The following is a 26,662-nucleotide window of genomic DNA, read 5'->3' on the forward strand; positions in this document are numbered from 1 at the left end:
GAATTGTGATAAAATAGTAAAAGGATAGGATCCATAACATTGTCCTATTCTTTTGTTTCGCGTTAAAATAAAAATGATAACCACTAAACACTAAAAATAAAGGATGTAGAAAAATGCCGAATGATAAAATTGTTGTCCATGGTGCCCGTTCACACAACTTAAAAAATATCGATCTTACGATTCCACGTGATAAACTGGTCGTCTTTACCGGACTTTCTGGTTCTGGAAAAAGTTCATTAGCTTTTGACACTCTTTATGCAGAAGGACAAAGACGCTATGTTGAAAGTCTGTCTTCTTATGCACGACAATTTTTAGGTCAAATGGACAAACCGGATGTGGACAGTATTGACGGGTTAAGTCCAGCCATTTCGATAGACCAAAAAACAACAAGCAATAATCCCCGTTCCACTGTAGGAACCGTTACGGAAGTAAATGATTACTTACGTTTATTATATGCTCGTGTAGGACATCCGATATGTCCAAATGATGGTACCGAAATCAGTAGTCAAACGATCGAACAAATGGTAGACCGATTGATGGAATACCCTGAAAAAACAAAAATCCAAATTTTAGGTCCTGTTATCTATGGCAAAAGAGGACAACATAAAAAAGTCTTTGAGAAAATCAAAAGCGAAGGCTATGTACGTGTCAGAGTGGATAAAGAAATGTATGATATCTCTGATGACATCGAATTGGAAAAAAATAAAAAACATGATATTGATGTTATCATAGATAGAATTGTTATCAAAGAAAGTAGCCGTTCGCGCTTATTTGAGTCGTTAGAAGCAGCTTTGACATTAGCAGATGGTTACGCAATAGCAGATATTATTGGACAAGAAGAAGTTCTCTTCAGTGAACATTATGCATGTCCTTACTGCGGCTTCACAGTTGGAGATCTTGAACCGCGTTTATTCTCTTTTAATGCTCCTTTTGGGGCTTGTTCAGAATGTGATGGTCTTGGAGCAAAACTAGAAGTAGACGTTGATTTAGTGATTCCCGACCGTTCACTTAGCTTAAACGAAGACGCCATTATTCCTTGGAAGCCCATTAGTTTTAATTATTATCCACAGTTATTAAAACAAGCTTGTAAAAAGTTCAAGATCGATATGGACAAACCATTTCAAGATTTACCAGCAGAACAACAGGATTTAGTGTTAAATGGGTCAAAAGGCAAATTGTTCCACTTCCATTATAAAAGCGATTTTGGCGGTGTGAGGGATACAGAAATGCCGTTTGAAGGAGTCTTAACGAATATCCATCGTCGTTACAATGAAACGAGCAGTGACTATACACGTGAGCAGATGCGTCAATATATGACTGAACTACCATGTCAAGTATGTGGCGGGAAACGGTTGAATGAGCAAGCTTTATCTGTAAAAATCAATGGGAAAAATATTGGAGAAGTGTGTGAATACCCTATTGAACATTCGGTTACGTTCTTTGACCAGTTAAAATTAAGCGAACAAGAAACCGCTATTGCTGAACCAATCGTTAAAGAGCTGCATGACCGATTAACATTCCTGAAAGATGTGGGGTTAAATTATCTGACGTTAGCTCGTACAGCTGGGACCTTATCAGGTGGAGAAGCTCAACGTATTCGATTAGCTACGCAAATTGGTTCTAACCTATCAGGTGTATTATACATTTTAGATGAGCCTTCCATTGGGTTGCATCAACGAGATAACGACCGCTTAATCGGTTCTTTGAAAAAAATGCGGGATTTGGGAAATACTCTGATCGTTGTAGAACACGATGAAGATACGATGCGGGCTGCGGATTATTTAGTAGATATTGGACCGGGAGCAGGTAACAATGGTGGGGAAATCATTGCAACAGGAACTCCGGAAGAAGTGGAGAAAAATAAAAACTCTTTAACAGGTGCTTATTTATCCGGAGAAAAATTTATTCCGGTACCCGCTGTCCGTCGTACAGAAGACAAGGGAGCCATTCGTATTATTGGAGCCCAAGAAAATAATTTGAAAAACTTGGATGTTGATTTTCCTCTGGGCCGTTTTGTAGTAGTGACAGGAGTCTCAGGTTCAGGAAAAAGTTCTTTGGTAAACACTATTTTGAAACGAGCTCTTAAACGAGAAATCAACCGAGCGAAAAAGAAACCCGGAAAATTCAAATCGATGTCTGGATATGAATCAATCGAAAAAATTGTAAGTATCGACCAAAGTCCGATTGGACGTACTCCTCGAAGCAATCCAGCCACATATACAAGTGTGTTTGACGATATCCGAGACTTATTCGCCAGTACCAATGAAGCGAAAATAAGAGGATACAAAAAAGGCCGTTTTAGTTTCAATGTAAAAGGCGGACGCTGTGAAGCTTGTAAAGGTGACGGTATTTTGAAAATTGAAATGCATTTCTTGCCGGATGTATATGTTCCTTGTGAAGTGTGTCATGGTGCACGCTATAATTCTGAAACGCTTGAAGTCAAATACAAAGGAAAAAGCATCTCTGATGTATTGAACATGACGATTGACGATGCTGTAGTATTTTTTAAAGCAATTCCAAAAATCCATCGCAAATTGCAAACCATCGTGGATGTTGGACTGGGGTATGTTACTTTGGGACAATCTGCTACGACATTATCAGGTGGGGAAGCCCAACGGATGAAATTAGCCAGTGAACTGCATAAACGCTCAAATGGAAAAAATTTCTACATTCTGGATGAACCGACTACCGGATTGCATACAGATGACATCGCACGTTTATTGGAAGTTTTGGACAGATTAGTAGAAGCTGGAAATACTGTTCTTGTGATCGAACATAATCTCGATGTTATAAAAACAGGAGATTACGTGATCGATTTAGGTCCTGAAGGAGGAGAAGGCGGCGGTACTATCGTTGCTAAGGGAACACCTGAAGATGTGGCAGCCGTTAAAGAAAGCTACACTGGAAAATATTTAAAAGAAGTTTTACAGAAAGTTAAATCCAAAAAATAATGTTCATTCGTACAACTAATTAAACAGGAGACTGCAACAATCGTTATGCCAGCGATTGTTGCAGTCTCCTGTTTTAAACGTATAGTACAGATTGCGGTTCTGCAACAGTTGATGTTGGTAAATAAAAATAGATTCCTTTTCAGGGCTTGAAGACAAGCATTTTTTACAAGTTTGCTTTTGATTTTTTAATTAAACTCTTTATGGTAAAATGAAATAGAGAGAAAGCCTTCCTTAGCTAAGACTATGTAAGGCTTATAAAATCGTTCTTAAGTCCTATGACTTTTTTCCCTTAGTATTGCATAATACGTATATAGCAAAGAACTTGAATAACTTAGCGCATATGAAACATTCAGGTAGTCTGATGGAAAGCATAAGGAGGAAAATGAACATGAAAGAAAGAGAAAGAATTCTTGAGCTCGTTAAAGAAGGCATTATTTCAACTGAAGAAGCTTTATTGCTTTTAGAAAATATGGCTAAAAAAGAAGGCAAAGAAGCTGTCAAAAAAGACCAAACTTCTGCAACTGAAGCTGAAACAGTAACGGAACAGAAAGATGAATCGGCTATTGAACCAGAAGGATTTGATACAGAAGAAGCTTATGAGAACGGCAAAGAACGTTTAGAAGCTGAAAAAGAAAAAGATCGCGAACGATTGGAAACGATCTTAGAAGAATTGGCAAACAAAGCATCAGCTTACTCTGTACAATTAGATAAATTAAACAGTGAAATCAATGAAACAAAACGCAACAAAGATTTGTTAGATGAAAAATTGATGGTTCTTCAAACGATGGAAGACTTAGATGAATTAGCTCCTGAAAAAGAAGATGAAATGGATTCATTAGAAGGCGATATTGATGTTCTGGAAGCAGAACTAGATGAGTTGTATGAAGAACGTGAAGAGTTAGAAGAATGTATGAAAACAGTGAAGAAAAAACAGTGGAAAACGCAAACGAAACAAGTCTCTGAAAAATTTGAAATTCCAGACGAGTGGAAAGATACAGCACAAAAAACTTTTACAGATGTGAATGAGAAAGTTACTGAAGCCGGAACTCAATTTGGTAAATTTATCAAGACCAGCTTGTCTCAAGTCATGGATAACATGGAGTGGAAGGATGTTAATGTCCGTATGCCTGGATTGGTATCCACTAAATTCACACATGAATTCTATTATCCAGAAACAACGGCTACTATTATCAACCTAAAAGTAGCGAATGGAAATGTACAATTCAAATCTTGGGATAGTCAAGACATCAAAGTGGAAGCTGATATTAAATTATATGGCAAACAAGAACCTGGCGTAGAACCTTTGGAAGCTTTTGAAAAAAGAAGCAAAGTAGAATTAACAGAAGAATCATTTACTTTCCACGTTCCAAATAAAAGCGTCCGAACAGACATCGTTGTCTACCTGCCTAAAAGAGCTTACGACCATACTGCTCTTAAATTGTTGAATGGCAATGTGAAGTTCGAAGCATTTGAAGGGAAAGACGTCTATGTGAAATCTACCAACGGATCATTGACGTTTGAAAAAACAACTGCAACAATGTTGGAAGCGGAAGGTGTTAATGGTTCAGTAGATGTCTTAGATAGTCAAATTCGCGACTTATTGGTTCGCAGTGTAAATGGCAACATTGCGATTCGAGGAAATTACAAGAGCAGCAACTTATCTACTGTAAATGGAACAGTCAAAGTAACTCTGACTGGTAAAGACATAACTCGTTTAGAAGCAACTTCTGTGAATGGAACAGCGAAAGTATCACTTCCAAAAACAAGCAGTGTTGAAGGCGAAGCAAAAACGAACTTTGGTTCCATTCAAAATCGCATGGGTGACATTGAAGTTCTGAAAGAAAAGAAAGACCACACTAACCGTTCATTGATCTTCAGAAGAGTTACCGAAGAAGCACCTATTTATTTGAAAATAGGAACTACTACTGGTAGTGTAATGCTTAAAGATGGCGAATAAAGCGAACGGATAGACTAAAAGACAAAACTTAAAGGCAAAGGAGTGGAAACCATTGAAAAAATTGTATAAATCAAAAGATGATCGTATGGTATCAGGTGTTATTGGAGGAATTGCAGAATATTTTGATATCGATTCAACATTATTGCGTTTGATCTATGCTGTAGCATTATTTGTTGGAATCGGGTCACCAGTATTATTGTATATTATTCTGGCTATTGTCATTCCAGAACCTAAAATTGACCGAAAAAGACCAGAACGCAATAACCCTAAAGGGTACTACAAAACAAATGCATCACGAAAAAGCTCTCCTAAAGAAGCTGAAAAAGTTGAAGATGATGACTGGAGTGACTTTTAGTGAAGTTTTGGCAAAGAATCATTGTTAATGCTTTAGTATTTCTAGCATTATCAGGTTTGCTTCAAGCAAACTTCTACGTTGGAAGTGTTTGGGTTGCGTTAGGAGCTAGTATAGTTCTAGCATTGTTAAACATGACGTTAAAACCGATACTGTTTATTCTGTCATTACCGATTACCATTATCAGTTTAGGTCTGTTTAGTATCGTGATCAATGCAGTCATGCTCAGCTTAACAGCAGCGATTATGGGGAATGGATTTTACTTTTCTTCATTCTGGACAACGATGCTTGTCGCGTTGATTGTATCTTTAGTCAATACATTCTTTAACAACCGTACAACAGTGAATATTTATCGAGATTAATTAAAAATAAGAAAAGATTTGGAGCAAATCTTTTCGGTAGCGACCCTCAAAAATTAGAGTAATATCTAATCTTTGGGGGTCTTTTTTTAGGGTAAAGCGGCTCTTCGTCTTCTAATATGGATAAAGAAATTTCTACCGGCCTATGGGGTCGCTTATGGAAAGCCTTGAGCCAAAAATCATGTCTTAAGTCTGGATGTATCTGAAGTCAAAACAGATAAACAGTCGTACAATAAAATTTAACTTTTGAGACCAGCATCTCTCAAGCCTTTTTGGTATGTACTAAAGTTATTTTTTTATGAAATGGATACTATTCGGTCTTTATTAATCCAAGTCTATCGGTTGTATTTAAAACTCTTGCGGTTCTATTTTTGTAGTATACCTTTCAAGGTGTGTCGGAAAATGTTAAAATAGGTTATCTCAATGGAAAATATAAAATATGAATTTTTATACGAATTTGAAAAAATAGGAGGTTTAAAATATGACTAGAAGTGTTAAAGTTTCTGAATTAGTCAAAGATGTCTCACTTGAAATTATTGCTGGTCATGATTACTTAGATCGAGAAATAAAAATAAGCGATTTGTCTCGTCCTGCTTTAGAATTGACGGGGTATTTTAGTTATTATCCATCAGACCGCATTCAGTTGTTTGGACGGACTGAGATTTCATTTATGGAGAAAATGACGGATGACGAACGTCTGATCGTGATGCGTCGCATTTGTCATGAAGAAACACCAGCTCTATTAGTATCTAGAGGACTGGAGCCGCCGCGGGGGTTTATTCAAGCTGCAGAAGAAGCAAAGATTCCAGTCTTGAAATCTGAAAATCCGACCACAAGATTGTCGAGTAATGTTACGAATTACTTAGAAGATCGTATTGCCACTCGCTTATCTGTACATGGGGTATTGGTAGATATTTATGGGATGGGAGTTTTGATCACCGGAGACAGCGGGATTGGAAAAAGTGAGACAGCTTTAGAATTGATTCAAAGAGGGCACCGTTTAGTGGCTGATGATCGGGTTGATTTGTATATGTTAGATGAACATCGCATTGTTGGAGAACCACCTGAAGTGTTGGCGCATTTAATTGAAATCCGTGGTGTAGGGATTATTGATGTCATTAATTTATTTGGTGTAGGCTCTATTCGAACCAGTAAAACAGTCAATTTAGTAGTGGATTTAAAAATGTGGGATAAAGAAGTTCAATTTGACCGTTTAGGCAGTGCGGATGAAAATAATCGATACTTTAACGTGGACATCCCTAAAATATCTATACCGGTCCGTACAGGACGAAATTTAGCAATCATCATTGAAGTAGCTGCGAAGAACTTTAGAGCTAAACAAATGGGATACGATGCTATTGAAACTTTAAACAAGAATTTAGAGCAGTTGATCAAAAAAAATTCTGTCGTGAACGATGAAGACTAAAAAAAGATAAAAAACAGGTATAGCAGAGATTATTTTTCGTGGATTCTTCCTTGGAAAATAATCTTCTTGCTGAATATGGAACAGTTGTGCAGACCAACTGAAAGTAAAAAGAATTACAAATGTCTAGAATGAAATGGAGAATAAATGATGAATGATGTGTACGAACCGCTGAATCCAATTGCTCTTAAACTAGGACCTTTAGAAATTCATTGGTATGGAGTAATCATCGCACTGGCAATATTTGTAGCGATTTTTCTAAGCATGAAAGAGGCTGAAAAAAGAGGGATAGAAGAAGACACAATTATTGATATGGCCCTTTGGACGATTCCAATTGCTTTTGTAGGTGCTAGATTGTACTACGTGCTCTTCGAAATAGGTTATTACCTAGAAAACCCTTCTCAGATTATCGCGATTTGGAATGGCGGAATTGCGATATATGGAGGTCTGATTGCTGGAGGACTGACCGTCTACTGGTTTACCAAAAAGAAAAATATCTCCCTTTGGCTGATGCTGGATATTTTAGCACCGCACGTTTTACTGGCACAAGCAATTGGTCGTTGGGGAAACTTTATGAACCAAGAAGCTCATGGCGGGGAAGTTACCAGAGGATTTTTAGAAAACCTGATGCTGCCGGAATTTATTATCAATCAAATGGAAATCAATGGAATTTATTACCACCCAACCTTTTTGTATGAGTCTTTATGGAGCTTAGTGGGATTTGTTGTGATCGTATTATTACGCAACCGCAAGCACTTATTGCTGCAAGGCGAAGTGGCTTTGAGCTATGCTATGTGGTATTCATTTGGTCGTTTCTTTATCGAAAATATGCGTACGGACAGCTTGTATATTCCTGGTACACCGATTCGAGTTTCGCAAATGTTGAGTGTAGTGATTTTCGCAGCGGCTTTGATCATTTGGATCTATCGTCGCCGAGATTATCCTAAAAAACCTTATTACACTGATGGAATACTGAAAGTGAAAAAATAGACTTAAAATGAAATGGACTGAATAAAAACGTGACTATTGAAACAGTATTATTTGACTTTGACGGAACATTAGCAGATTCGAATGCGTTGATCAATCAATCGCATTTGAGTGTATTAGAAGAGTATTTCCCTGGGGAATATACACTGGATAGTGTGCGCCAATTCAATGGCCCTTCATTAGAAACAACATATCAATTTTTGGGTGCAGAAAAAAGTGACGAGATGATTGCGAAATACAGAGAATACAATGCTGTTTATCATGATCAAATGATCCGCTTATTTGAAGGTGTAGCAGATACGTTAAAATTGTTGAAGCAAAAGGGGATTCGATTAGGAGTTGTTTCAACAAAAAGAAATGATGTACTTGAAAAAGGCATTAGTCACTTAAATCTAGAAGGCTTATTTGAAGTAGTGATCGGGGCAGAGGATTATACACATTTCAAACCGAATCCCGAACCTATTTATACGGCTATGGCGCAAATGAATTGCCTGCATCGGACCACAATGATGGTAGGGGATAACGGACACGATATTATGGCAGCTAAAAATGCGGGTATCTTTTCCGTTTTTGTGGGCTGGTCACAAAAGACAGCAGAAGAAATCGCCCCTTTTGAGCCGGATCTAACCGTTCAGTCAATGGAAGAATTAGCAGATTTTATACTAAAAGATGGGGTTTCAACACTGGTAAAGGAAGAGATTAATTAATGAGTAAAAAACAAATCATCACCGTATTGGGAGCTGGTTCTTGGGGCACTGCTTTAGCAATGGTTTTATCAGATAATGGACACGAGACTCGTTTATGGAGCCACAAAAAAGAACAAGCAGATGAAATCAATCAGTACCATACCAATCACCATTATCTACCAGGAAAAAGTCTGCCCGAAAATTTAATAGGGTGCTACGACCTAGAGGCAGCTGTAAAGAATGCTGATGGTATAGTCTTTGTGGTCCCAACAAAAGCCATGCGACAAGTTGCTCAAGATGCGGCGCCTTTTTTAAAAGAAAATACGATTATTATTCACGCTAGTAAAGGTCTGGAACAAGAAACACATAAACGGATTTCTGAAATACTGGCTGAAGAAATTCCTGAAGCCAAAAGAAAAGGTATCGTGGCATTGTCTGGACCAAGCCATGCAGAAGAAGTAGCAGTTAAAGATCTAACAACTATTACCGCTGCATCTAATCCAGTGACTGGAGCCGAATATGTGCAAAAGCTATTCATGAATGAGTATTTCCGAGTTTATTCGAACCCCGATATCATAGGAGTAGAACTTGGTGGAGCATTGAAGAACATCATTGCTGTAGGAGCAGGAGCTTTAGTGGGAATCGGTTATGGAGACAATGCTAAAGCAGCTCTCATGACGAGAGGCTTAGCTGAAATTACACGTCTAGGGGTTTCTTTTGGTGCAGATCCGTTAACTTTCTTAGGATTGAGCGGAGTGGGCGATTTGATTGTAACGTGTACCAGTATCCATTCTCGTAACTGGCGTGCTGGAAAGTTATTGGGCGAAGGAAAAGACGTAGACGATATATTGGAAAATATGGGAATGATCGTTGAAGGAGTATCCACGACAAAAGCAGCGTACGAATTAGCTGCACAAAAAAATGTCGAACTGCCGATCACGACAGCCATCTATGAAGTGTTGTATAATAAAGCTGATGTAAAAGAAGTTATCAAAGAGTTGATGAACCGTGTTGGAAAAAACGAAACAAATTAAGTAAATGGAGGAGGAAAACAGCATGCAGAAAGTGAGAAAAGCCGTTATCCCAGCTGCTGGGTTAGGGACAAGGTTTTTACCTGCAACAAAAGCAATGGCAAAAGAAATGTTGCCGATTGTAGATAAACCAACGATTCAATTTATTGTTGAAGAAGCGATCAATTCAGGTATTGAAGATATCTTGATTATTACGGGCAAAAGCAAACGTCCTATTGAAGATCATTTCGACTCTAATATTGAGTTGGAAGAAAATTTGCGGGAAAAAGAAAAATTTGAATTATTGAAAATAGTTGAAGAAACTATCGGGTTAAACTTGTTTTTCGTCCGACAATCTTATCCTAAGGGTTTAGGAGACGCTGTGCTTCATGCTAAAGCCTTTGTTGGAAACGAACCTTTTGTAGTGATGTTAGGTGATGATATCATGGAAGATGAAGTTCCATTAACTAAACAATTGATTGATCAATATGAAAAAACACATGCGTCTAATATAGCTGTGATGAAAGTTCCTCATGAAGATACGTCGAAATATGGAATTATTGATCCAGAAGCACAAATTGAAGAAGGTTTGTACAATGTTAAACGATTTGTGGAGAAACCAGATCCTAAAGATGCACCAAGCGATTTAGCGATTATTGGACGTTACTTATTGACACCGGAAATTTTTGAGCTATTGGAAAATCAAGAACCTGGAGCTGGTAATGAGATCCAATTGACAGATGCAATCGATAATTTAAACAAAACGCAACGCGTTTTTGCTCATGAGTTTAAAGGTGAGCGTTATGACGTTGGAGATAAATTTGGTTTTATGAAAACCAGTATTCAATATGGGCTAAGACATGAACAAATCAAAGATGATTTGCGAGCTTATATTAAAAATTTGGCTACAGAATTAGAGGCTGAAGACAATGAAAAAGCCGTTGAAGAAATTGAAGAAGTGGTGAAAGAAAAAGTCGAAGAGAAGAAAGAAGAACTAAAAGAAAACAAAGAAAATTAAATAAGTTTACTGTAAAAGAGATGAGTTTTCCGCTCATCTCTTTTGCGTGAACAAAAGCTGTGCAGCAGATTGAACTTGTGTTGAAAAGCGAGGACATCTATCAAATATAGTGGGATTGTGCTATAATAGATGTTAATATAAAAATGATTCGAGTGTAAAAATACTCTAAATTGACAAGGATAGCGTTCTTTTTTAAGGATGTATAAACGGAGCAACAGAGAGGAGTAGAACGATGTCTAATAAAAATGGTCAAGCAGAAATCATTAAAATAAATCCCAATGCTGATTTTTATTTCAATAGAGCTTGGGAAGCGTTTGATAAAAATAACTTAGAACATTCATTAAAATATTTTCAACGAGCTACTTCTCTTGCGGATAATGATGTAGATAGAGAGTTCGGACAATGCCAAACAGCATTGATTTATCAACATCTTGGACATTTTCAAAAATCCTGTGATCTGATCGATGAATTGATCCAAAAAGGCAGTGAAAATTATCCAGAAGTTCATTATTTTCAAGCCAATAATTATGCTTTTTTAGGAGATTATGGCAAAGCTTTAAAGTGTACGCAAATGTATTTGTATTTGGTGCCTACAGGTGAATATAAAGAAGAGGCTGAAGAATTTCAAAAGGATTTGGAAGAAGAATTGAACATTTAATGACGGCACAATCAATTGACTTCTAAAAAGTAAGCAAAATTCTAGTGTTTTCTGGTTATTTTAGTTACAGTAAAAAAAGAGAATTTGATAAATAGGGAGAATGAGCTATGGAATTAACAAAAATTGAAAAGATTTATGATGTCATCATTATTGGAGCTGGTCCAGGAGGGATGACAGCTGCGCTATATGCGTCTCGTTCCAATTTAGATACATTGATATTAGAACGTGGAATTCCTGGTGGACAATTGAACAATACAGCAGAAATTGAAAACTACCCTGGTTTCAATAGTATTTTAGGACCTGATTTGTCCAATAAAATGTTTGAAAGTGCTAAACAATTTGGTGCTGAATATGCTTATGGTGATGTAAAAGAAGTGACGAACGGAAAAGAATACAAAACAATCGTTGCTGGTAAGAAAGAGTACAAAACTCGTGCAATTATCATTGCTACAGGAGCAGAACATCGTAAACTGGGTGTAGACGGCGAAACAGAATACAATGGTCGTGGAGTGTCTTATTGTGCTGTGTGTGATGGAGCATTTTTCCGAAACAAACATTTAGTAGTGGTTGGTGGAGGAGATTCAGCAGTTGAGGAAGGAACGTATTTAACTCAATTCGCAGATAAAGTAACGATTATTCACCGTCGTAATGAATTGCGTGCGCAAAAGATTTTACAAGATCGTGCTTTTAAAAATGATAAAGTTGAGTTTATCTGGGATTCTACCGTAGAAGAAGTCTATGGGGATGATATGAAAGTTACAGGTGTAAAAATAAAAAATGTTCATACCGGAGAAGTGATGGACTTCATGGCAGATGGTACATTTGTCTATGTTGGCTTGATTCCAAACTCTGAAAAGTTCCGTGCATTAGGTATCACGGATGAAGAAGGTTGGATCGAAACAGATGAAAGAATGGAAACAAGAGTTCCAGGTATTTTCGCTGTTGGGGATGTTCGTAAAACGCCATTGCGTCAAGTGGCAACAGCTGTTGGTGATGGAAGTTTGGCAGGTCAACAAGCCTTCAATTATGTGGAAGAATTAAAAGATTCAGTTGAATCTGAAAAAGTAAGTGGCTAATAAAAAAGGATGTCAGCTTGAGAAATCGAGCTGGCATCCTTTTTTATGGATCACTAGAATAATAGTTGCAAAATCCGCTGTATTAGCATTTGGTTCATTAGAGGAGTACAATAATTGTAGAGATTTCTTTAGTAGAAGTTTTTTGATAACGTACAAGAGTAGGACTTAATGATAAGGTCTAACAAACAAAATATTGGAGGGACATAAATGAAATAGTTTACAGAAGAAGAAAAAATCAAGATTCTCTCTGACATTGTAGCAATCAAATCGGTCAACCAAAATGAAATCGAAGTGGCCAATTACTTAAAAGATTTATTTGCTGAACACGGGATTAAAACTAAAATTGTTCCAGTTACTGAGACTCGTGTGAATTTAGTAGCGGAAATAGGAAGCGGAAAACCAGTCATTGGTGTATCTGGACATATGGATGTTGTCTCTCCTGGTGATGAAAGTGAATGGTCTTCAGATCCATTTACTTTGACAGAACGAGACGGAAACTTATATGGACGCGGATCAAATGACATGAAGTCAGGTTTAGTAAATCTTGCTTTAGTGTTGATCGAGCTCAAAGAAAGTAACGAGTTAACAAATGGAACCGTACGTCTTATGGCAACAACAGGTGAAGAAGTTGGCGGAGCAGGTTCTAAGAAATTGTATGAAGAAGGCTATATGAATGATGTAGATTATCTATGGGTAGCTGAACCATCTCAAGATACGATTATTTACTCACATAAAGGGTCATTAAACTTACGCGTCACTTCAATTGGTGAAGCGGCACATAGTTCTATGCCTGACCAAGGTTACAATGCGATTAATGCATTGATGGAATACTTGTTAGATATGGATAACAAGCTTAACAATGATGAACGGACAAATGAAGTGCTGAATAAATTAGTGAGCAGCACAACCATTTTCAATGGTGGGAATCAAGTAAACTCCATTCCGGACAAAGCTGTAGCAGAAATCAACGTACGTACGATTCCTGAATTTAACAATGATGAAGTTATTGAATTATTCAATACAACAGCTGATAAATACAATAAAGAAGGTTCGGAAATTGAAGTTGAAGTCTCTATGTCATTGCCTAGTGTTCTTACTTCAGGACAATCTAAAATGATTGATCTTTCTAAAGAACTTGGGAAAAAATATTTAGATTTAGATCTTTCTATTAAAGCTTCAACTGGTGTTACTGATGGTTCAAACTTATTACGTGGTAAAGATAAAGACTTTCCGTTTATGATGTTCGGCCCTGGTGAAACAAAAATGGCTCATAAAGTAGATGAATATGTTGCTAAAGACGTTTATCTTGCCTTTTTTGATATCTATAAAGAGTTGATTTTAGGATTGACGAACGAAAAATAACTAATCTCTTTGATAAAGAGGAAGAGGAGTCTACTTTTTTGGTAGTCTCCTCTTTTTATTTTTCAATACGAAAAAAGAGGATTTATGACTAAATAATGGTATACTTTTATTATAAGCCTTTACATAAGGGGAAAATCAGAAAGAAGGTTATGTAGATGAGTTGGAAAGAAACTTACACTATTTGGAACGAATTTAAAAATTTAGAGCCTACTTTAAAAGAAGAATTGGAATCTTTAAAAGATGACAATGCTGCTTTAGAAGATGCGTTTTATGCGCCATTAGAATTTGGAACTGCTGGGATGCGCGGTGTCATCGGTGTGGGAATCAACCGTATGAACCAATACACCATTCGTCAAGCTACAGAAGGTTTAGCCTTATTTATCGAACAGAACGGTGAAGAAGCTGTTAGACGTGGAGTAGCCATTGCCTACGACTCTAGACACCAATCACCAGAATTTGCTATGGAAGCTGCTAAAACCTTGGGAGTCCATGGGATTCCAAGTTATGTATTTGAAAGCTTGCGACCAACTCCAGAGCTGTCTTTTGCAGTGCGTCATTTGAATGCATTTGCTGGTATCATGATTACTGCTAGCCACAACCCACCCGAATACAACGGCTACAAAGTGTATGGTGAAGATGGAGGTCAAATGCCACCTAAAGATGCAGATGCATTGACTACCCTTGTCCGCAGTGTAGAAAACAGCTTAGGATTAGAAGTACTTTCACAAGAGGCATTGAAAGAAAAAGGTCTTTTGACAATGATTGGCGAAGATGTAGATAAAGTTTATTTAGATCATGTGAAAGAAGTTACTGTAAACTCAGAAATGATCCAAAAAATCGGCAGCGACATGAAATTGGTCTATACGCCATTACACGGTACTGGAAAAATGTTGGGTGAACGTGCGTTAGCTGATGCAGGGTTTACAGGAATCACTTTAGTGCCTGAGCAAGCAGAAGCTGATCCTGACTTCACGACGGTTAAATCTCCTAATCCAGAGGAACCGGGAGCTTTTGAATATGCCATCAAATTAGGAAAAGAGATTGAAGCAGATGTTTTAGTAGCAACTGATCCCGACGCTGACCGTTTAGGAATTGCGGTAAAAACTGCTGAAGGCGATTATGAAGTATTGACTGGAAACCAGATTGCCAGTTTAATGCTGCATTATTTGCTGACTGCTCAAAAAAATAATGGAACATTGCCTTCAAATGGGGCTGTTTTAAAATCCATTGTTTCCAGCGAACTGCCAACTGTGATTGCAGAAAGTTTTGGCGTAGAAATGGTCGATGTATTGACTGGCTTTAAGTTTATCGCTGAAAAAATCGAGCAATACGAAGCGGATAACAGTCATACATTCTTGTTTGGATTTGAAGAGAGCTATGGCTACCTTGTTAAATCTTTTGTTCGTGATAAAGATGCTATTCAAGCGCTGGTGTTGATTGCTGAAGTAGCTGCTTATTATAAAGAAAAAGGACAAACCCTTTACGATGGGTTGCAAGAGTTATATGCGACTTATGGTTACTTCAATGAAAAAACCATTTCTGTAAAAATGGCTGGTATTGAAGGTTCTGAAAAAATCAAAGCTTTGATGTCTAAATTTAGAGAGCAAGCTCCTACTGAGTTTAATGCAATCAAAGTGGCTACTGTCGAAGATTTTAAAACCAGCACCAAAACAATGGAAGATGGATCCAACGAAACAATTGAAATGCCGCCAGCAGATGTATTGAAATACACTATGGAAGATGGTAGTTGGATTGCCATTCGTCCATCAGGGACCGAGCCGAAAATCAAATTTTATATTGGAGCAAAAGCTGATTCTAATGCTCAGGCAACTGAAAAAGTAGCTGGATTTGAAAAAGCTATCAATGAATTAGTGGAAGATTGATTTACTGATGTAGAAACAAACAGGAGTGAGGGGTATCTTTATCCTCACTCTTGTTTGTTTATAGATTTTTATGCAATTATTATTAGGGATAACGCGTAGGAGTAACCACTTTAATAAAAGCATCATGAATAAATATGAGCAATTAGAATTCTAATTCAGATTCGAGCAGTTGATTTGAAATAAAATAGATCTAAAAAAGACTTGAAGTAAAGGAAAGCGGGTTAAAAAATAGCATCACTAGATCTGTTAAAAATAACACTTAACAAGATTAGTGATGCTATCCATTCAAGTTTTAAAAACTGGTATGGTTAAAAAAGGATGGTCCAAGTCCTTTAGAAATTACATATGGATAGGCATACCTAAAGCTAACTCAGATGCATCCATAATAGACTCGGCGAGTGAAGGGTGAGCATGAATCGTCAACGAGATATCATCAGCATTCATGCCGTTTTTAATTGCAAAGCCTACTTCACTGATAATGTCGGGAGCCCCAACACCAACAATCTGTGCTCCCACAAGAGTATGATCGTTATCTTCATCAGTAATTAAACGAACAAAACCTTCTGTTTGGTTCAAAGATAATGCACGGCCATTTCCTGCAAGAGGAAATTTGCTGACTTTTAAGTTGCGGTCAGATTTTTTAGCTTCAGTAGCTGACATCCCTACAGTGGCCATCTCAGGTTCTGTATAAACCGCGATAGGAAGAACTTCTTCTTCTAAAGCAGGATGTTGACCTGAAATTACTTCTGCAACAACTTTTCCTTCATAACTTGCTTTGTGAGCAAATGCAGGACCAGGAGCTACGTCTCCGATAGCATAAATTCCGCTAACTGAAGTTTGTAACGTTTCGCTGACTTTGATACGACCGTTTTCGTGCATTTCAACGCCGACACTTTCTAAGTTCAAACCTTTCGTATAAGGTTTTCTTCCAGCAGATACAAGCGCAACACTTGCTGTAACAGATTCTTCTTTACCATTTTTTTCATAAGTGATCGTCACATCATCAGCTGATTCGGTAGTTCTTTTGATGTTTGCGTTTGTAATGATTTCAATACCTTTACTAGCATAATTTTTTTCAACCATTTTAGACATGTCTTCATCAAAGAAATGTACAACGTGAGACTCTTTTTCTAAAATGGTTACTTTTACACCTAAGTTGCTGAAAGCTCCAGCTAATTGTGTTCCAACATAACCGCCACCAATAATCACAAGTGATTCAGGTGCTTTTCTCAGAGCCATTCCTCCAGTTGTATCTACGACTTTATCGCCAAAAGGAACTTCATCTAATGCGATGGCAGTTGTACCTGTAGAAATAACAGCGTTTGTGAATTCAATTTCTTCTGTACCGTCTGCTTTTTCAACAATCAAATGATTGCTGTCTTTAAAACTTGCAGTACCTCTGATGATTTCCACCTTGTTTTTTCTTAATAAAGCTTCTACTCCACCAGTCAAACGTTTTACAACTGTATTTTCTTTCCAGTCTTGTGTTTTTTCTAAATCAATCTGAGCACTTTCTGTTTGTACACCAAATATCTCAGAATTTGTTGCATTGTGAAATGCATGCGCAGCGGTAATGAGTGCTTTTGAAGGAATACACCCTACATTCAAACAAGTTCCACCAATGTATTGTTTTTCAATAATGGTGACTTTTTGCCCCAACTGTGCCGCTCGTATCGCGGATACGTATCCTCCTGGACCGGAGCCAATGATGACAGTTTCCTTTTTGCTCATAATAAATCACTCTTTTCTTATTGTTTTATATTTCACACAACTATTCTCCCATATAGTAATTTACTCTAAATTTGACTAAAAAACAAAGGATAGTTCTTATTTCTTAAAAATAGATGAGGGACGCTATACATGACACGCCCGGAATGTTATAATATAGTGATGGATATTAGGGGACGAAAAAGAGAAAGAGGCGAATAATATGGTTGAAAGTTTGAACATAGTGATCATCACTGGTATGAGCGGAGCGGGGAAAACCGTAGCTATGCAAAGTTTTGAAGATATGGGTTATTTTTGTGTGGACAACATGCCACCCAGTCTACTGCCAAAATTTTGGGAGTTAGTGAAGGAATCAGGCAAACTAAACAAAATTGCACTTGTTATTGATTTAAGATCGAGTGCTTTTTTCGACGAATTAGTTCCAGCTCTAGAAAGTTTAGACAATACTTCTTTTATCACCACAAAAGTGTTGTACTTAGATGCTAATGATACTCAGTTAGTGTCTAGATACAAAGAAACTCGGAGAACTCACCCATTAGCTAATGGCGGACGAGTAATGGATGGTATAAAAAGAGAAAGAGACATGCTTGAAGCTATAAAAGGAAGAGCACAGTTAGTGATTGATACATCCGAGTTGACACCACGTCAACTCAGAACTAAGATCCTAAACGAATTTCACACAGCAGAAACAACAACTTTTCGTGTAGAGATGGTTTCTTTTGGATTCAAGTACGGTTTACCAATTGATGCAGATGTCGTGATGGATGTTCGATTCTTACCGAACCCTCATTATATCAATGATTTGCGTCCACTGACCGGAAAAGATAAAGCAGTATATGATTATGTAATGCAACAACCGGAAACTGAAGTCTTTTACCGTAAATTTACAGATTTACTAGAATATGTATTGCCAGGTTATAAAAAAGAAGGTAAAAGCAGCGTGACGATCGCGATTGGCTGTACAGGCGGAAAACACCGTTCTGTGGCCTTGACAGAACGTATAGCAGCAAAAATACAGTCAGATGGGTACCCAGTTCATATTACACATCGCGATTATGAAAAGACCAAGGAGTCAGTGAATCGATCATGATGAATGAAAAAACAAACAAGAAGAAAAATAGAAAGCCGAAAATAGTCGTTATCGGTGGTGGAACTGGACTTCCGGTTGTACTGGCAGGGCTTAGGGCAAAAAATTCAGACGTAACTGCAATCGTTACAGTGGCAGATGATGGAGGGAGCAGCGGCGACTTGCGCCGACAAGTAAATGCTGTTCCTCCTGGAGACATTCGAAACGTATTAGTGTCTCTTTCAGATATCCCAGCGATGCAAAAAGAAATTTTTCAATACCGTTTTGCTGTGAATGACCAATCGCTAGCTGGACATTCTATCGGGAATCTCATCATTTCAGCTATGGCTGAAATGAAAGGCAATATTTATGAAGCCATTCAAGTATTAGGAAAAATGATGATGATTGATGGGCATGTTTATCCAGCAGCTGAAGAGCCTTTAGAATTGCATGCTGTATTTGAAGATGGAACTCAAGAGAGTGGCGAATCTTCAATTGCAAAGCACCGCAAACTCATTGATCATGTGTATGTGACAAAGCTGGACGGGTCGAGAGAAGTAAAAGCAGCTCGCAAAGTAGTTTCAGCTATCATGGACGCAGATATGGTTGTTTTAGGACCAGGAAGTTTGTACACCAGTATTTTACCGAATCTGATGATTCCTGAGATAGGAAAAGCAGTGGTCGAAACACAAGCAAATGTGGTTTACATTTGCAATATCATGACTCAGCTTGGTGAAACAGAAAATTTTTCGGATGCCAATCATATTGAAGTGTTGCATCGTCATATGAACCAAAAATTTATTGATACAGTTTTAGTCAATATTGGAGAAGTGCCTGAAAATTATATCGATACTGAAAAATATGATGAGTATTTAGTGCAGGTAGATCATAATTTTAATGGTTTGAAAAAAGAAGTACCCATGATTATTTCAAATAACTTTTTAGAACTGAGAGACAATGGAGTGTTTCACGATAAAGATAAAGTTGTGGAAGAACTCTTTAAAATATCCTTTGACATCCAATATTACGGAAAAAAATACGAAACTAATTTAGATACGTTATAAAAAGATAACAGCGAAAGGAGGGGAAGGGTTTGTCATTTGCCTCAGAGGTAAAAAAGGAACTCACGCAGTTGGAAGTTCACAGAGAGCATGCAAAAGCTGAGTTGGCAGCATTGATTCGGATGAATGGGAGCATCAGTTTAGTTGAAAAGAAGTTTATTTTAAATGTTCAATCTGAAAACGCAGCTATTGCGAGACGGATTTATGTTCTGTTGAAAGATCATTTTGAAGTCGAGAGTGAACTATTAGTGAGACGTAAAATGAAACTGAAAAAAAACAATGTTTATATTGTGCGTTTAAAACAAGGGACCAAAAAGGTTTTAGCAGATTTATCGATCATGGATGGGATGTTGTATCAAGGACATGTCAGTAAAGAGATTTCAGAGAACAATCAAAAAACGAAATCTTATTTAAGAGGAGCCTTTTTAGCAGGCGGTTCAGTGAATAATCCCGAAACTAGTCGGTATCATTTAGAGATTTATTCGAATTATGAAGAACACAATGATGATATTTGTTCGATGATGAATAAATTCGGGCTGAATGCTCGGACGATTAGTAGAAGAAACGGTTATATCACGTACTTAAAAGAAGCTGAAAAAATCGCTGATTTCTTGGCACTGATTGGTGCTACGAATGCCATGCTGAAGTTTGAAGATATTCGTATTGTTCGAGATATGCGTAATTCTGTGAATCGTTTAGTCAATTGCGAAAATGCCAATATGAATAAAACGATTGATGCTGCCAGCAAACAAATAGAAAACATTCGTTTCTTGGAAGAAGTGGTAGGCTTGGAAAGTCTTCCGGAAAAGTTAAGAGAGATTGCGATCGTGCGTGTGGAAAATCCAGATGTGACTCTAAAAGAACTGGGTGATTTAGTACCTAGTGGAAAAATCAGCAAATCGGGTATCAACCATCGTTTACGAAAGCTAAATGAAATGGCCGAAAGTTATCGAAGCAAAAGCCAGATAGGTGTAAGCAACTAAAGAAAAGAGCTAGTAGAAGAAATCAGTCCTTCTGCTAGCTTTTTAAATTTTTTCATTTTGTGTAGAGACGGCTGTTTTTTAAACGCCCTGCTCCACGCTCTATGCGTATCTTTTTCTGTTTGTGGAGGATGGTATGGAGAGGGACTCTCGATATTTGGTTACCGTTCTTCTGGAGATGGTAATTCCTTCTTCAGCTAGTGCACTGGAAATCTTTTGATCAGACAAGGGTTTTAATTTATTTTCTTCCGCAATCATGTTTTTGATTTTAGATTTTACTTCTTCAGAAGAAATAGCTTGTTCTGTCAGGTCGTTATTTAGTGAAGATGAAGATTGCTTTAATCCTGTAGTAAAGAAGGACCTCATTTCATAAACGCCGAAATCCGTCTGAAAATATTTGTCATTTATGGAGCGGCTTACTGTTGACTCATGGATATCCAACACTTGAGCGATCTCTTTCAGGGTCATTGGAGTTAAAGGATGAGACTCTTTAAAAAAGAACTCTTTTTGTTTTTCAACTATGGCTGCACCCACGCGCACAATGGTCTCTTCTCTTTGTTGCAGACTACGTTGTATCCACTCGTATTCTGCATATTTTTCATTAATAAACTTCCTAACATCGTTGTCTTCAACCAGCAACATGTCTTGGTAATATTCTTTCTGGAATTTGATGATGGGTAAGCCAGTTTTAGCAGAAACAACAGAGAGTTGTTCATCTAATTGTCTTACGATAACATCGGGACGAATAAATTGATTTTCTTGGTTGCTGTAAGAAGAACCAGGATGTGCGGTTAAGGTTTGAACATAATCGGATATTTCTTGAATAGTCAACAAAGGCACAGTATATTGTTTAGCCAATTTTTCCCATTTATGAGAACTGAATAAATCAAAAGATTCTTCCAATATAAGGTAAGCCATATTTGGAGCTTCATTATCACGTTCGGTTTGCAGCATCAAACATTCTTGTAGAGATCTAGCTCCGACACCAGCTGGCTCGAGCTGCTGCAACAATGTCAGAGCATCAATCAGTTGAATTCCTTCAGCACCAGTTTTTTCTATAGCGTCATCTAGCGAAATAGTCAGATAGCCATTTTCATCTAAGTAGCTTGCCAGCCACAATACAAGTTCTCTTAGATACGTATCTCTCATAGTCAAGTTGATTTGGTCAATGACAGAAGCAAATAAAGAAGTTTGTCTGTCTGCTGCTTGATCAATTGGATTATAGTTCGTAGGAGCTGATGAAGTATTGTAGGAAAGACTATGTTGTCTTTCAGTTGGGGAAGATTGTTTTACTTTGACTTCAATCAAAGGATTCCCCAAAGCTTTTTGCTTTAAGAACAAAACCAACTCTTCTTGATTCATGTTCAGCATTTGAATTGACTGTTGCAATTGCTGAGTCATAGCTAACTTTTGGCTTTGTTTTTGCTGTTGTGTATAAGTTTGTTCAAAACTCATGGTTATCCTCCTTGAAACGGTTTCATCTATTTATTAATGATACCATATTCTGAAGAAAGCATTAATTACTGTAAAAAATTTAATCTTTCTTTGTGACGAATATTTGAAAAGAGAGTCTTTTACAGAAACGGAAGAAGGAGAGAAAGCTGCTTGTTAGAATAAAGATTTTATAACAGACGATGATTATAAGATATGGTAAAATAACTATACTATTGTTTTCAGGAAGAAACACGTAAGGGAACGAAACTGCCATGTAATGGAGTTTTTGACGAAAGACATTTTACTCAGCATTGAAAAGTGTCTTTTGCCTTATCTTGTGAAACGTTACAAAACTATTTATTAAGGGGAGATACAGTGTTTGAAATATTAAAAAAATTATCTTGGTTTTTTAAACTGAGGTGGAAAAGTTATACATTTGGCATCATTGCTTTGATGATTTGTGCGCTCTTATCGGCTATCACACCATTGATTATCGGAAACATCATTGATCAAATGATCGCCAATACATTGACTTGGGAAAATCTAGCTATTCAATCTGGACTAGTTCTTATTTTTGCGATTACCATGTATGTTTTGCGGTATGGATGGAGGACAGCTCTTTTTGGAAATTCAACTTTGCTGGAATCCATTATGCGCAATCGCTTGTTTTCTCATTTTACTAAGATGGACAGCCAGTTCTTCAATGAATACCGTACTGGAGATTTAATGGCTCATGCGACGAATGACTTAGCAGCTCTTCGCTTTGTTGCTGGAGGTGGGATCTTATCGATCACAGATTCCATTTCCGTAGGGAGTGTCACGTTGTTCAGTATGTTCTTTTTAGTAGACTGGCAATTGACGTTGACCACTATCTTACCGTTCCCTTTATTGATCTTTGCTGCCCGTCACCTTGGGAAAGCTATCAATAAGCGTTACCGAAAATCATTGGAATCTTTTTCTCAAATGAACAACCAAGTCCAAGAGAGTGTTGGCGGTATGAAAGTCATCAAGACATTTGGTGAAGAAGAACATCATTACGCTGATTTTATAAAAGATACGGACAATGTGGTAGCGAAAAACAAAAAGGTTTATAAAGTGGATTCTGCGTATACTCCGGTAATCGAAGGTATCACTGGGTTAACCTATGTGTTGACATTATTTTTTGGAACTTATTTTATTTCTATCGGCAGAATCACTATTGGAGAATTGATTGCTTATTTTAGTTATTTATCTATGATGGCGTGGCCTTTACTGGCAGTTGGGCGTGTAGCAAACACTTTAGAACGTGGAGACGCTAGCTATAATCGTGTAACAACATTGCTTTCTTACGCTTCTCATTTGGAAAAAACGGAAGATCCGATCCCATCTCCTGTAACGGGAGACATCGATTTTGATATACAAGAGTTCACCTATCCGGAGGGGAAAAGTCCCGTTTTAAAAGGAACGAAATTTCATTTGGATAGCGGGAATACATTAGGGGTTGTAGGCCATACAGGTGCAGGAAAAAGTACGCTGTTCAAATTACTGATGCGGGACTATGATCAGTATCAAGGTCAAATCACATATAATCAGACGGATTTAAAAAAGTATCGTTTAGATGCTGTGGCAAACGGAATTGGTTATGTACCTCAAGATACGTTCTTATTTTCAACCACTATTCGAGAAAATATTCGCTTTGTGAATCCTGGTCTGTCTCAAGAAGAGGTGGAGTATTTTGCTCAACTGGCAGATATCCATGAAGATATCACTCAATTTCCAGAAGGATACGATACAAAAGTTGGAGAACGCGGAGTTTCTCTATCGGGTGGACAAAAGCAACGGATAGCTATCGCACGCGCTTTAGCTACAAAGGCTGAATTTTTGATTTTGGACGATGCTTTATCGGCAGTAGATGCACAAACCGAATCACAAATTTTAGCCAATTTACGTGCAATCAGAAAAAATGAATCGACTATTATTGCTACCCACCGAATCAGTTCTATTATGCACGCGGATGAAATCATTGTTTTGGATAAAGGACAAATCGTAGAACGCGGTAAGCATGCCGAATTATTACAAAATGAGGGTTGGTACCGCAGAATGTATGAAGAACAACAACTGCAACAAAAAGTGGAAGAAGGAGGGGAATAAACTAGTGGAACAAAAGAAAAATTTTACGATACGAGAACAAATCCATATTTTAGCTGGTTTATTCTCATTTACAAAACCTTTTTGGCTGCCGTTCTTAGCTGCTATCATTGGAATGGTCATTGTTTCCAGTATAAATGCTTACTTGCCTGTAGTGATTCAACGCTACATTGATGAATACTTAGCTGTAGATCAAGTAGCTCTTGATGCGACTATTCGTATTACGCTATTTTACTTTAGTTTTGTAATAGTGAAAATGATTGTGGTATATGTAAAAGATTATTGTTTTAAGATAGCATCCGAGAAAACAGTTGCGAGTATGCGAAACCAAATTTATCATAAAGTGGTTCATTTAGGGATGCGTTATTTTGACCAAACTCCGAATGGTTCAGTAGTTTCGCGAGTCACCAATGATACAGAGACCATTAAAGAATTTTGGAATGTATTCTTGACTTTTTTAGACGGCTTTTTAAATGCCATAACCATTGGTGTAGCGATGTTTAGTCTAAATGCTCGTTTAGCATGGGTATTTATGGCCTTTGTACCGATCGTGATTGTATTGATTTATATTTACCAAAAATACAGTACATTGATCTATGGCCGAATTCGAGAAGCTTTGAGTCGATTGAACGCCAAATTGAGTGAATCCATTATGGGAATGACTATTATTCAGCATTTTAATCAAGAAGAACGAGTAAAAAATGAATTTGATGATGTAAATCAACAATATGTAGCCGCGAGAAACAATATGTTTAAAATGAATGCTTTGTTATTGATGCCGGCCATTAATTTGATTGAAGCTATTGCATTGTTTGTTGTATTGTGGATCTTTGGATTGCGTCATTTGCAAGGTATAGCAGTAGATATTGGGATTGTTTATGCATTTACGTCATATGCTAAATCGTTCTTCCATCCTATTGGAAATATGCTGGATAGTTTAAGTATTTTTCAAGATGGATTAGTTTCAGGAGCACGGGTAGTCAGTTTATTAGATCGTGATGATATGGCCCCCAGTGCAGAAGAGGACGCAACTGGCAGGGTTACCGAAGGGAAAATTGCTATTCAGGATCTATCCTTTTCTTATGACCAAGAAAAAGAAGTTCTCCAAGATATCTCAATTTCGGCAGAACCTGGTCAAACTATTGCTTTAGTCGGACAAACTGGTTCAGGAAAGAGTTCTATCATTAATGTGCTGATGCGTTTTTATGAATACGCTAAAGGTGATGTGCTGATAGATGGACAATCCATCCGGGATATTCCGATTGAAAAATTACGTGAACAAATGGGATTGGTTTTACAAGATAGTTTTATGTTTTATGGCGATATTGCTGACAATATCCGGCTGCATGGGAATTATTCTGATGAAGAGATCCGTCAAGCCGCTGAGTTTGTAAATGCAGACAGCTTTATTGAAGAACTCGATGGTGGTTACCACGCAAAAGTTATTGAAGGTGGAGCTACATTCTCAACAGGTGAAAAACAATTGATCAGTTTTGCCCGTACCATTTTGCGAAACCCTAAAATATTGATTTTAGATGAAGCTACCGCAAATATCGATACCGAAACAGAAAAGAAAATCCAAAAAGGGTTAGAAAATATGCGTCGCGGCCGTACAACCATTATTATTGCCCATCGCTTATCGACAATTCGAGATGCAGATAAAATCTATGTGTTACGACATGGAGAAATTATTGAAGAAGGAAATCATGAATCATTGATTGATCAACAAGGGGTTTATCATGATATGTACCAACTTCAAACTTTCCAAGAAAATAATTAGACTGTTTATTTAGGCTCTTCATTGTCTAACGTTGGTAAAAAAATTTCTTCCGGCCTATGGTGCTGCTTATGAAAAGCTATGGGAACACCTTGAGCTGAAAACCACGTCTCAAGGCTTGCACCCTTATTCATATCTATAAGCAACCCCACGTGCCTCCAGAAATTTCTGGGAATGGATTTCTGATCGGTTTAGTATTAAAAAGAAGTGGATTTTCTACTTATCAACGTCAAATATTGTAGAACCTTAAACTACTTTGAGTCGCTTTCTATTTATAGAGAGCGGCTTTTTCTCTATGGTACTCAGAGTTGAAATTAGAATTAAAGAAACTTGTTTGAGCGAAATATGAGCCTATTTGCAAATTTTGGCTTGTGTTTTAGGCTGATATTAGATAATATTAAGTAGTTGTCATACTGTCTCCTTAGTGTAATGGATATCACGTAAGATTCCGGTTCTTGAGATGGGGGTTCGATTCCCTCAGGAGACATTAAAAAGAGCGTGGAACAACGAGTCTAAAGAAGAGCGTGGAGCAGCAACACGTCTAGAGAGTACGAATTAATCCGCTCTAATATACATTGATAAAGGGGTCAGGGTTTTATCCTGGCTCCTTTTACCTGTATAATCAAAAACAGATATAAAAAAAGTGAAAAATAAAACAAAAAGACAATAAAAAGTTTGACCTTTATTGACCAAAAGAGTAAAATAAGGGTAGAAACTCATTGAAACTGATTCTTTAGAATGAGTATGATACAATCATTAGGAAACAA

At 37.4% G+C, this 26,662-nt stretch carries 19 protein-coding genes, 1 tRNA gene and 1 pseudogene; 19 read left to right on the forward strand and 2 right to left on the reverse strand.

Annotated features, from left to right (window positions below; translation table 11 throughout):
- The first annotated feature begins 113 nt into the window (after positions 1-113).
- The 13 genes and pseudogenes from uvrA to ACEN36_RS02200 all read left to right on the forward strand — a co-directional run bounded on the left by uvrA (position 114) and on the right by ACEN36_RS02200 (position 15,722).
- Positions 114-2,951: an excinuclease ABC subunit UvrA gene (gene uvrA / locus ACEN36_RS02140; RefSeq protein ID WP_407125827.1), complete on the forward strand. Its 2,838-nt coding sequence runs from the start codon at positions 114-116 to the stop codon at positions 2,949-2,951.
- Positions 2,952-3,339: 388 nt separating this feature from the next.
- A complete protein-coding gene (liaX, locus tag ACEN36_RS02145) occupies positions 3,340-4,908 on the forward strand; it encodes a daptomycin-sensing surface protein LiaX (RefSeq protein ID WP_407125828.1) in 1,569 nt (522 codons plus the stop codon).
- A gap of 52 nt (positions 4,909-4,960) precedes the next feature.
- Entirely contained in the window at positions 4,961-5,263 is a 303-nt protein-coding gene (locus ACEN36_RS02150) for a PspC domain-containing protein (protein WP_407095881.1), read from the forward strand.
- Complete coding sequence (locus ACEN36_RS02155; RefSeq protein ID WP_407125829.1) at positions 5,263-5,622, forward strand: phage holin family protein; 360 nt, start codon at positions 5,263-5,265, stop codon at positions 5,620-5,622. The genes ACEN36_RS02150 and ACEN36_RS02155 overlap by 1 nt, the downstream gene beginning before the upstream one ends.
- Before the next feature lie 478 nt (positions 5,623-6,100).
- Positions 6,101-7,045 carry an HPr(Ser) kinase/phosphatase gene (gene hprK / locus ACEN36_RS02160; RefSeq protein ID WP_407125830.1) on the forward strand — a complete coding sequence of 315 codons (945 nt, stop codon included), beginning with the start codon at positions 6,101-6,103 and terminating at the stop codon, positions 7,043-7,045.
- A gap of 147 nt (positions 7,046-7,192) precedes the next feature.
- Positions 7,193-8,032 carry a prolipoprotein diacylglyceryl transferase gene (gene lgt, locus ACEN36_RS02165; RefSeq protein ID WP_407095884.1) on the forward strand — a complete coding sequence of 280 codons (840 nt, stop codon included), beginning with the start codon at positions 7,193-7,195 and terminating at the stop codon, positions 8,030-8,032.
- A 29-nt stretch (positions 8,033-8,061) separates the two neighbouring features.
- Positions 8,062-8,736: a pyrophosphatase PpaX gene (gene ppaX / locus ACEN36_RS02170; RefSeq protein ID WP_407095885.1), complete on the forward strand. Its 675-nt coding sequence runs from the start codon at positions 8,062-8,064 to the stop codon at positions 8,734-8,736.
- Positions 8,736-9,749, forward strand: coding sequence for an NAD(P)H-dependent glycerol-3-phosphate dehydrogenase (locus ACEN36_RS02175; protein ID WP_407125831.1), 1,014 nt, complete (start codon positions 8,736-8,738; stop codon positions 9,747-9,749). Before ppaX ends, ACEN36_RS02175 begins: the two co-directional genes overlap by 1 nt.
- Positions 9,750-9,771: 22 nt before the next feature.
- Positions 9,772-10,743 carry a UTP--glucose-1-phosphate uridylyltransferase GalU gene (gene galU, locus ACEN36_RS02180; protein WP_407125832.1) on the forward strand — a complete coding sequence of 324 codons (972 nt, stop codon included), beginning with the start codon at positions 9,772-9,774 and terminating at the stop codon, positions 10,741-10,743.
- A 232-nt stretch (positions 10,744-10,975) separates the two neighbouring features.
- On the forward strand, positions 10,976-11,401 hold the full coding sequence (locus tag ACEN36_RS02185; RefSeq protein WP_407095888.1) for a tetratricopeptide repeat protein: 426 nt from the start codon (positions 10,976-10,978) through the stop codon (positions 11,399-11,401).
- A gap of 107 nt (positions 11,402-11,508) precedes the next feature.
- Positions 11,509-12,477 (forward strand): thioredoxin-disulfide reductase, encoded by a 969-nt coding sequence (gene trxB, locus ACEN36_RS02190; protein ID WP_407102736.1) that lies wholly within the window; start codon positions 11,509-11,511, stop codon positions 12,475-12,477.
- Between the two features lie 231 nt (positions 12,478-12,708).
- Positions 12,709-13,839: pseudogene (locus ACEN36_RS02195) on the forward strand (ArgE/DapE family deacylase); the annotation flags it as partial.
- A 155-nt stretch (positions 13,840-13,994) separates the two neighbouring features.
- Entirely contained in the window at positions 13,995-15,722 is a 1,728-nt protein-coding gene (locus tag ACEN36_RS02200; protein ID WP_407125833.1) for a phospho-sugar mutase, read from the forward strand.
- A gap of 339 nt (positions 15,723-16,061) precedes the next feature.
- On the opposite strand, the gene lpdA is transcribed toward ACEN36_RS02200, so the two are convergent.
- Positions 16,062-17,453 carry a dihydrolipoyl dehydrogenase gene (gene lpdA, locus ACEN36_RS02205; protein ID WP_407125834.1) on the reverse strand — a complete coding sequence of 464 codons (1,392 nt, stop codon included), beginning with the start codon at positions 17,451-17,453 and terminating at the stop codon, positions 16,062-16,064.
- 199 nt (positions 17,454-17,652) lie between these two features.
- On the opposite strand from lpdA, the gene rapZ reads away from it, so the two are divergent.
- The 3 genes from rapZ to whiA are packed head-to-tail and all read left to right on the forward strand — an operon-like array spanning position 17,653 to position 20,560.
- Complete coding sequence (gene rapZ / locus ACEN36_RS02210; RefSeq protein WP_407095892.1) at positions 17,653-18,540, forward strand: RNase adapter RapZ; 888 nt, start codon at positions 17,653-17,655, stop codon at positions 18,538-18,540.
- Positions 18,540-19,580 (forward strand): uridine diphosphate-N-acetylglucosamine-binding protein YvcK, encoded by a 1,041-nt coding sequence (gene yvcK, locus ACEN36_RS02215; RefSeq protein ID WP_407102200.1) that lies wholly within the window; start codon positions 18,540-18,542, stop codon positions 19,578-19,580. Before rapZ ends, yvcK begins: the two co-directional genes overlap by 1 nt.
- A 29-nt stretch (positions 19,581-19,609) precedes the next feature.
- Entirely contained in the window at positions 19,610-20,560 is a 951-nt protein-coding gene (whiA, locus tag ACEN36_RS02220; RefSeq protein ID WP_407125835.1) for a DNA-binding protein WhiA, read from the forward strand.
- A gap of 99 nt (positions 20,561-20,659) precedes the next feature.
- On the opposite strand, the gene rpoN is transcribed toward whiA, so the two are convergent.
- Positions 20,660-22,012: an RNA polymerase factor sigma-54 gene (rpoN, locus tag ACEN36_RS02225; RefSeq protein WP_407125837.1), complete on the reverse strand. Its 1,353-nt coding sequence runs from the start codon at positions 22,010-22,012 to the stop codon at positions 20,660-20,662.
- Positions 22,013-22,366: 354 nt separating this feature from the next.
- On the opposite strand from rpoN, the gene ACEN36_RS02230 reads away from it, so the two are divergent.
- The 3 genes from ACEN36_RS02230 (at position 22,367) to ACEN36_RS02240 (ending at position 26,382) form a co-directional block, all read left to right on the forward strand.
- Positions 22,367-24,121, forward strand: coding sequence for an ABC transporter ATP-binding protein (locus tag ACEN36_RS02230; RefSeq protein WP_407125838.1), 1,755 nt, complete (start codon positions 22,367-22,369; stop codon positions 24,119-24,121).
- The gene (locus ACEN36_RS02235) at positions 24,075-25,898 is read left to right on the forward strand and encodes an ABC transporter ATP-binding protein (RefSeq protein ID WP_407125885.1); all 1,824 of its coding nucleotides are present in this window, start codon (positions 24,075-24,077) and stop codon (positions 25,896-25,898) included. Before ACEN36_RS02230 ends, ACEN36_RS02235 begins: the two co-directional genes overlap by 47 nt.
- A 412-nt stretch (positions 25,899-26,310) precedes the next feature.
- Positions 26,311-26,382: transfer RNA gene (locus ACEN36_RS02240), tRNA-Arg, on the forward strand.
- The last annotated feature ends 280 nt before the right edge of the window (positions 26,383-26,662 follow it).

This window comes from Desemzia sp. FAM 23989 (genome assembly GCF_045528345.1).
Lineage (GTDB): Bacteria > Bacillota > Bacilli > Lactobacillales > Carnobacteriaceae > Desemzia.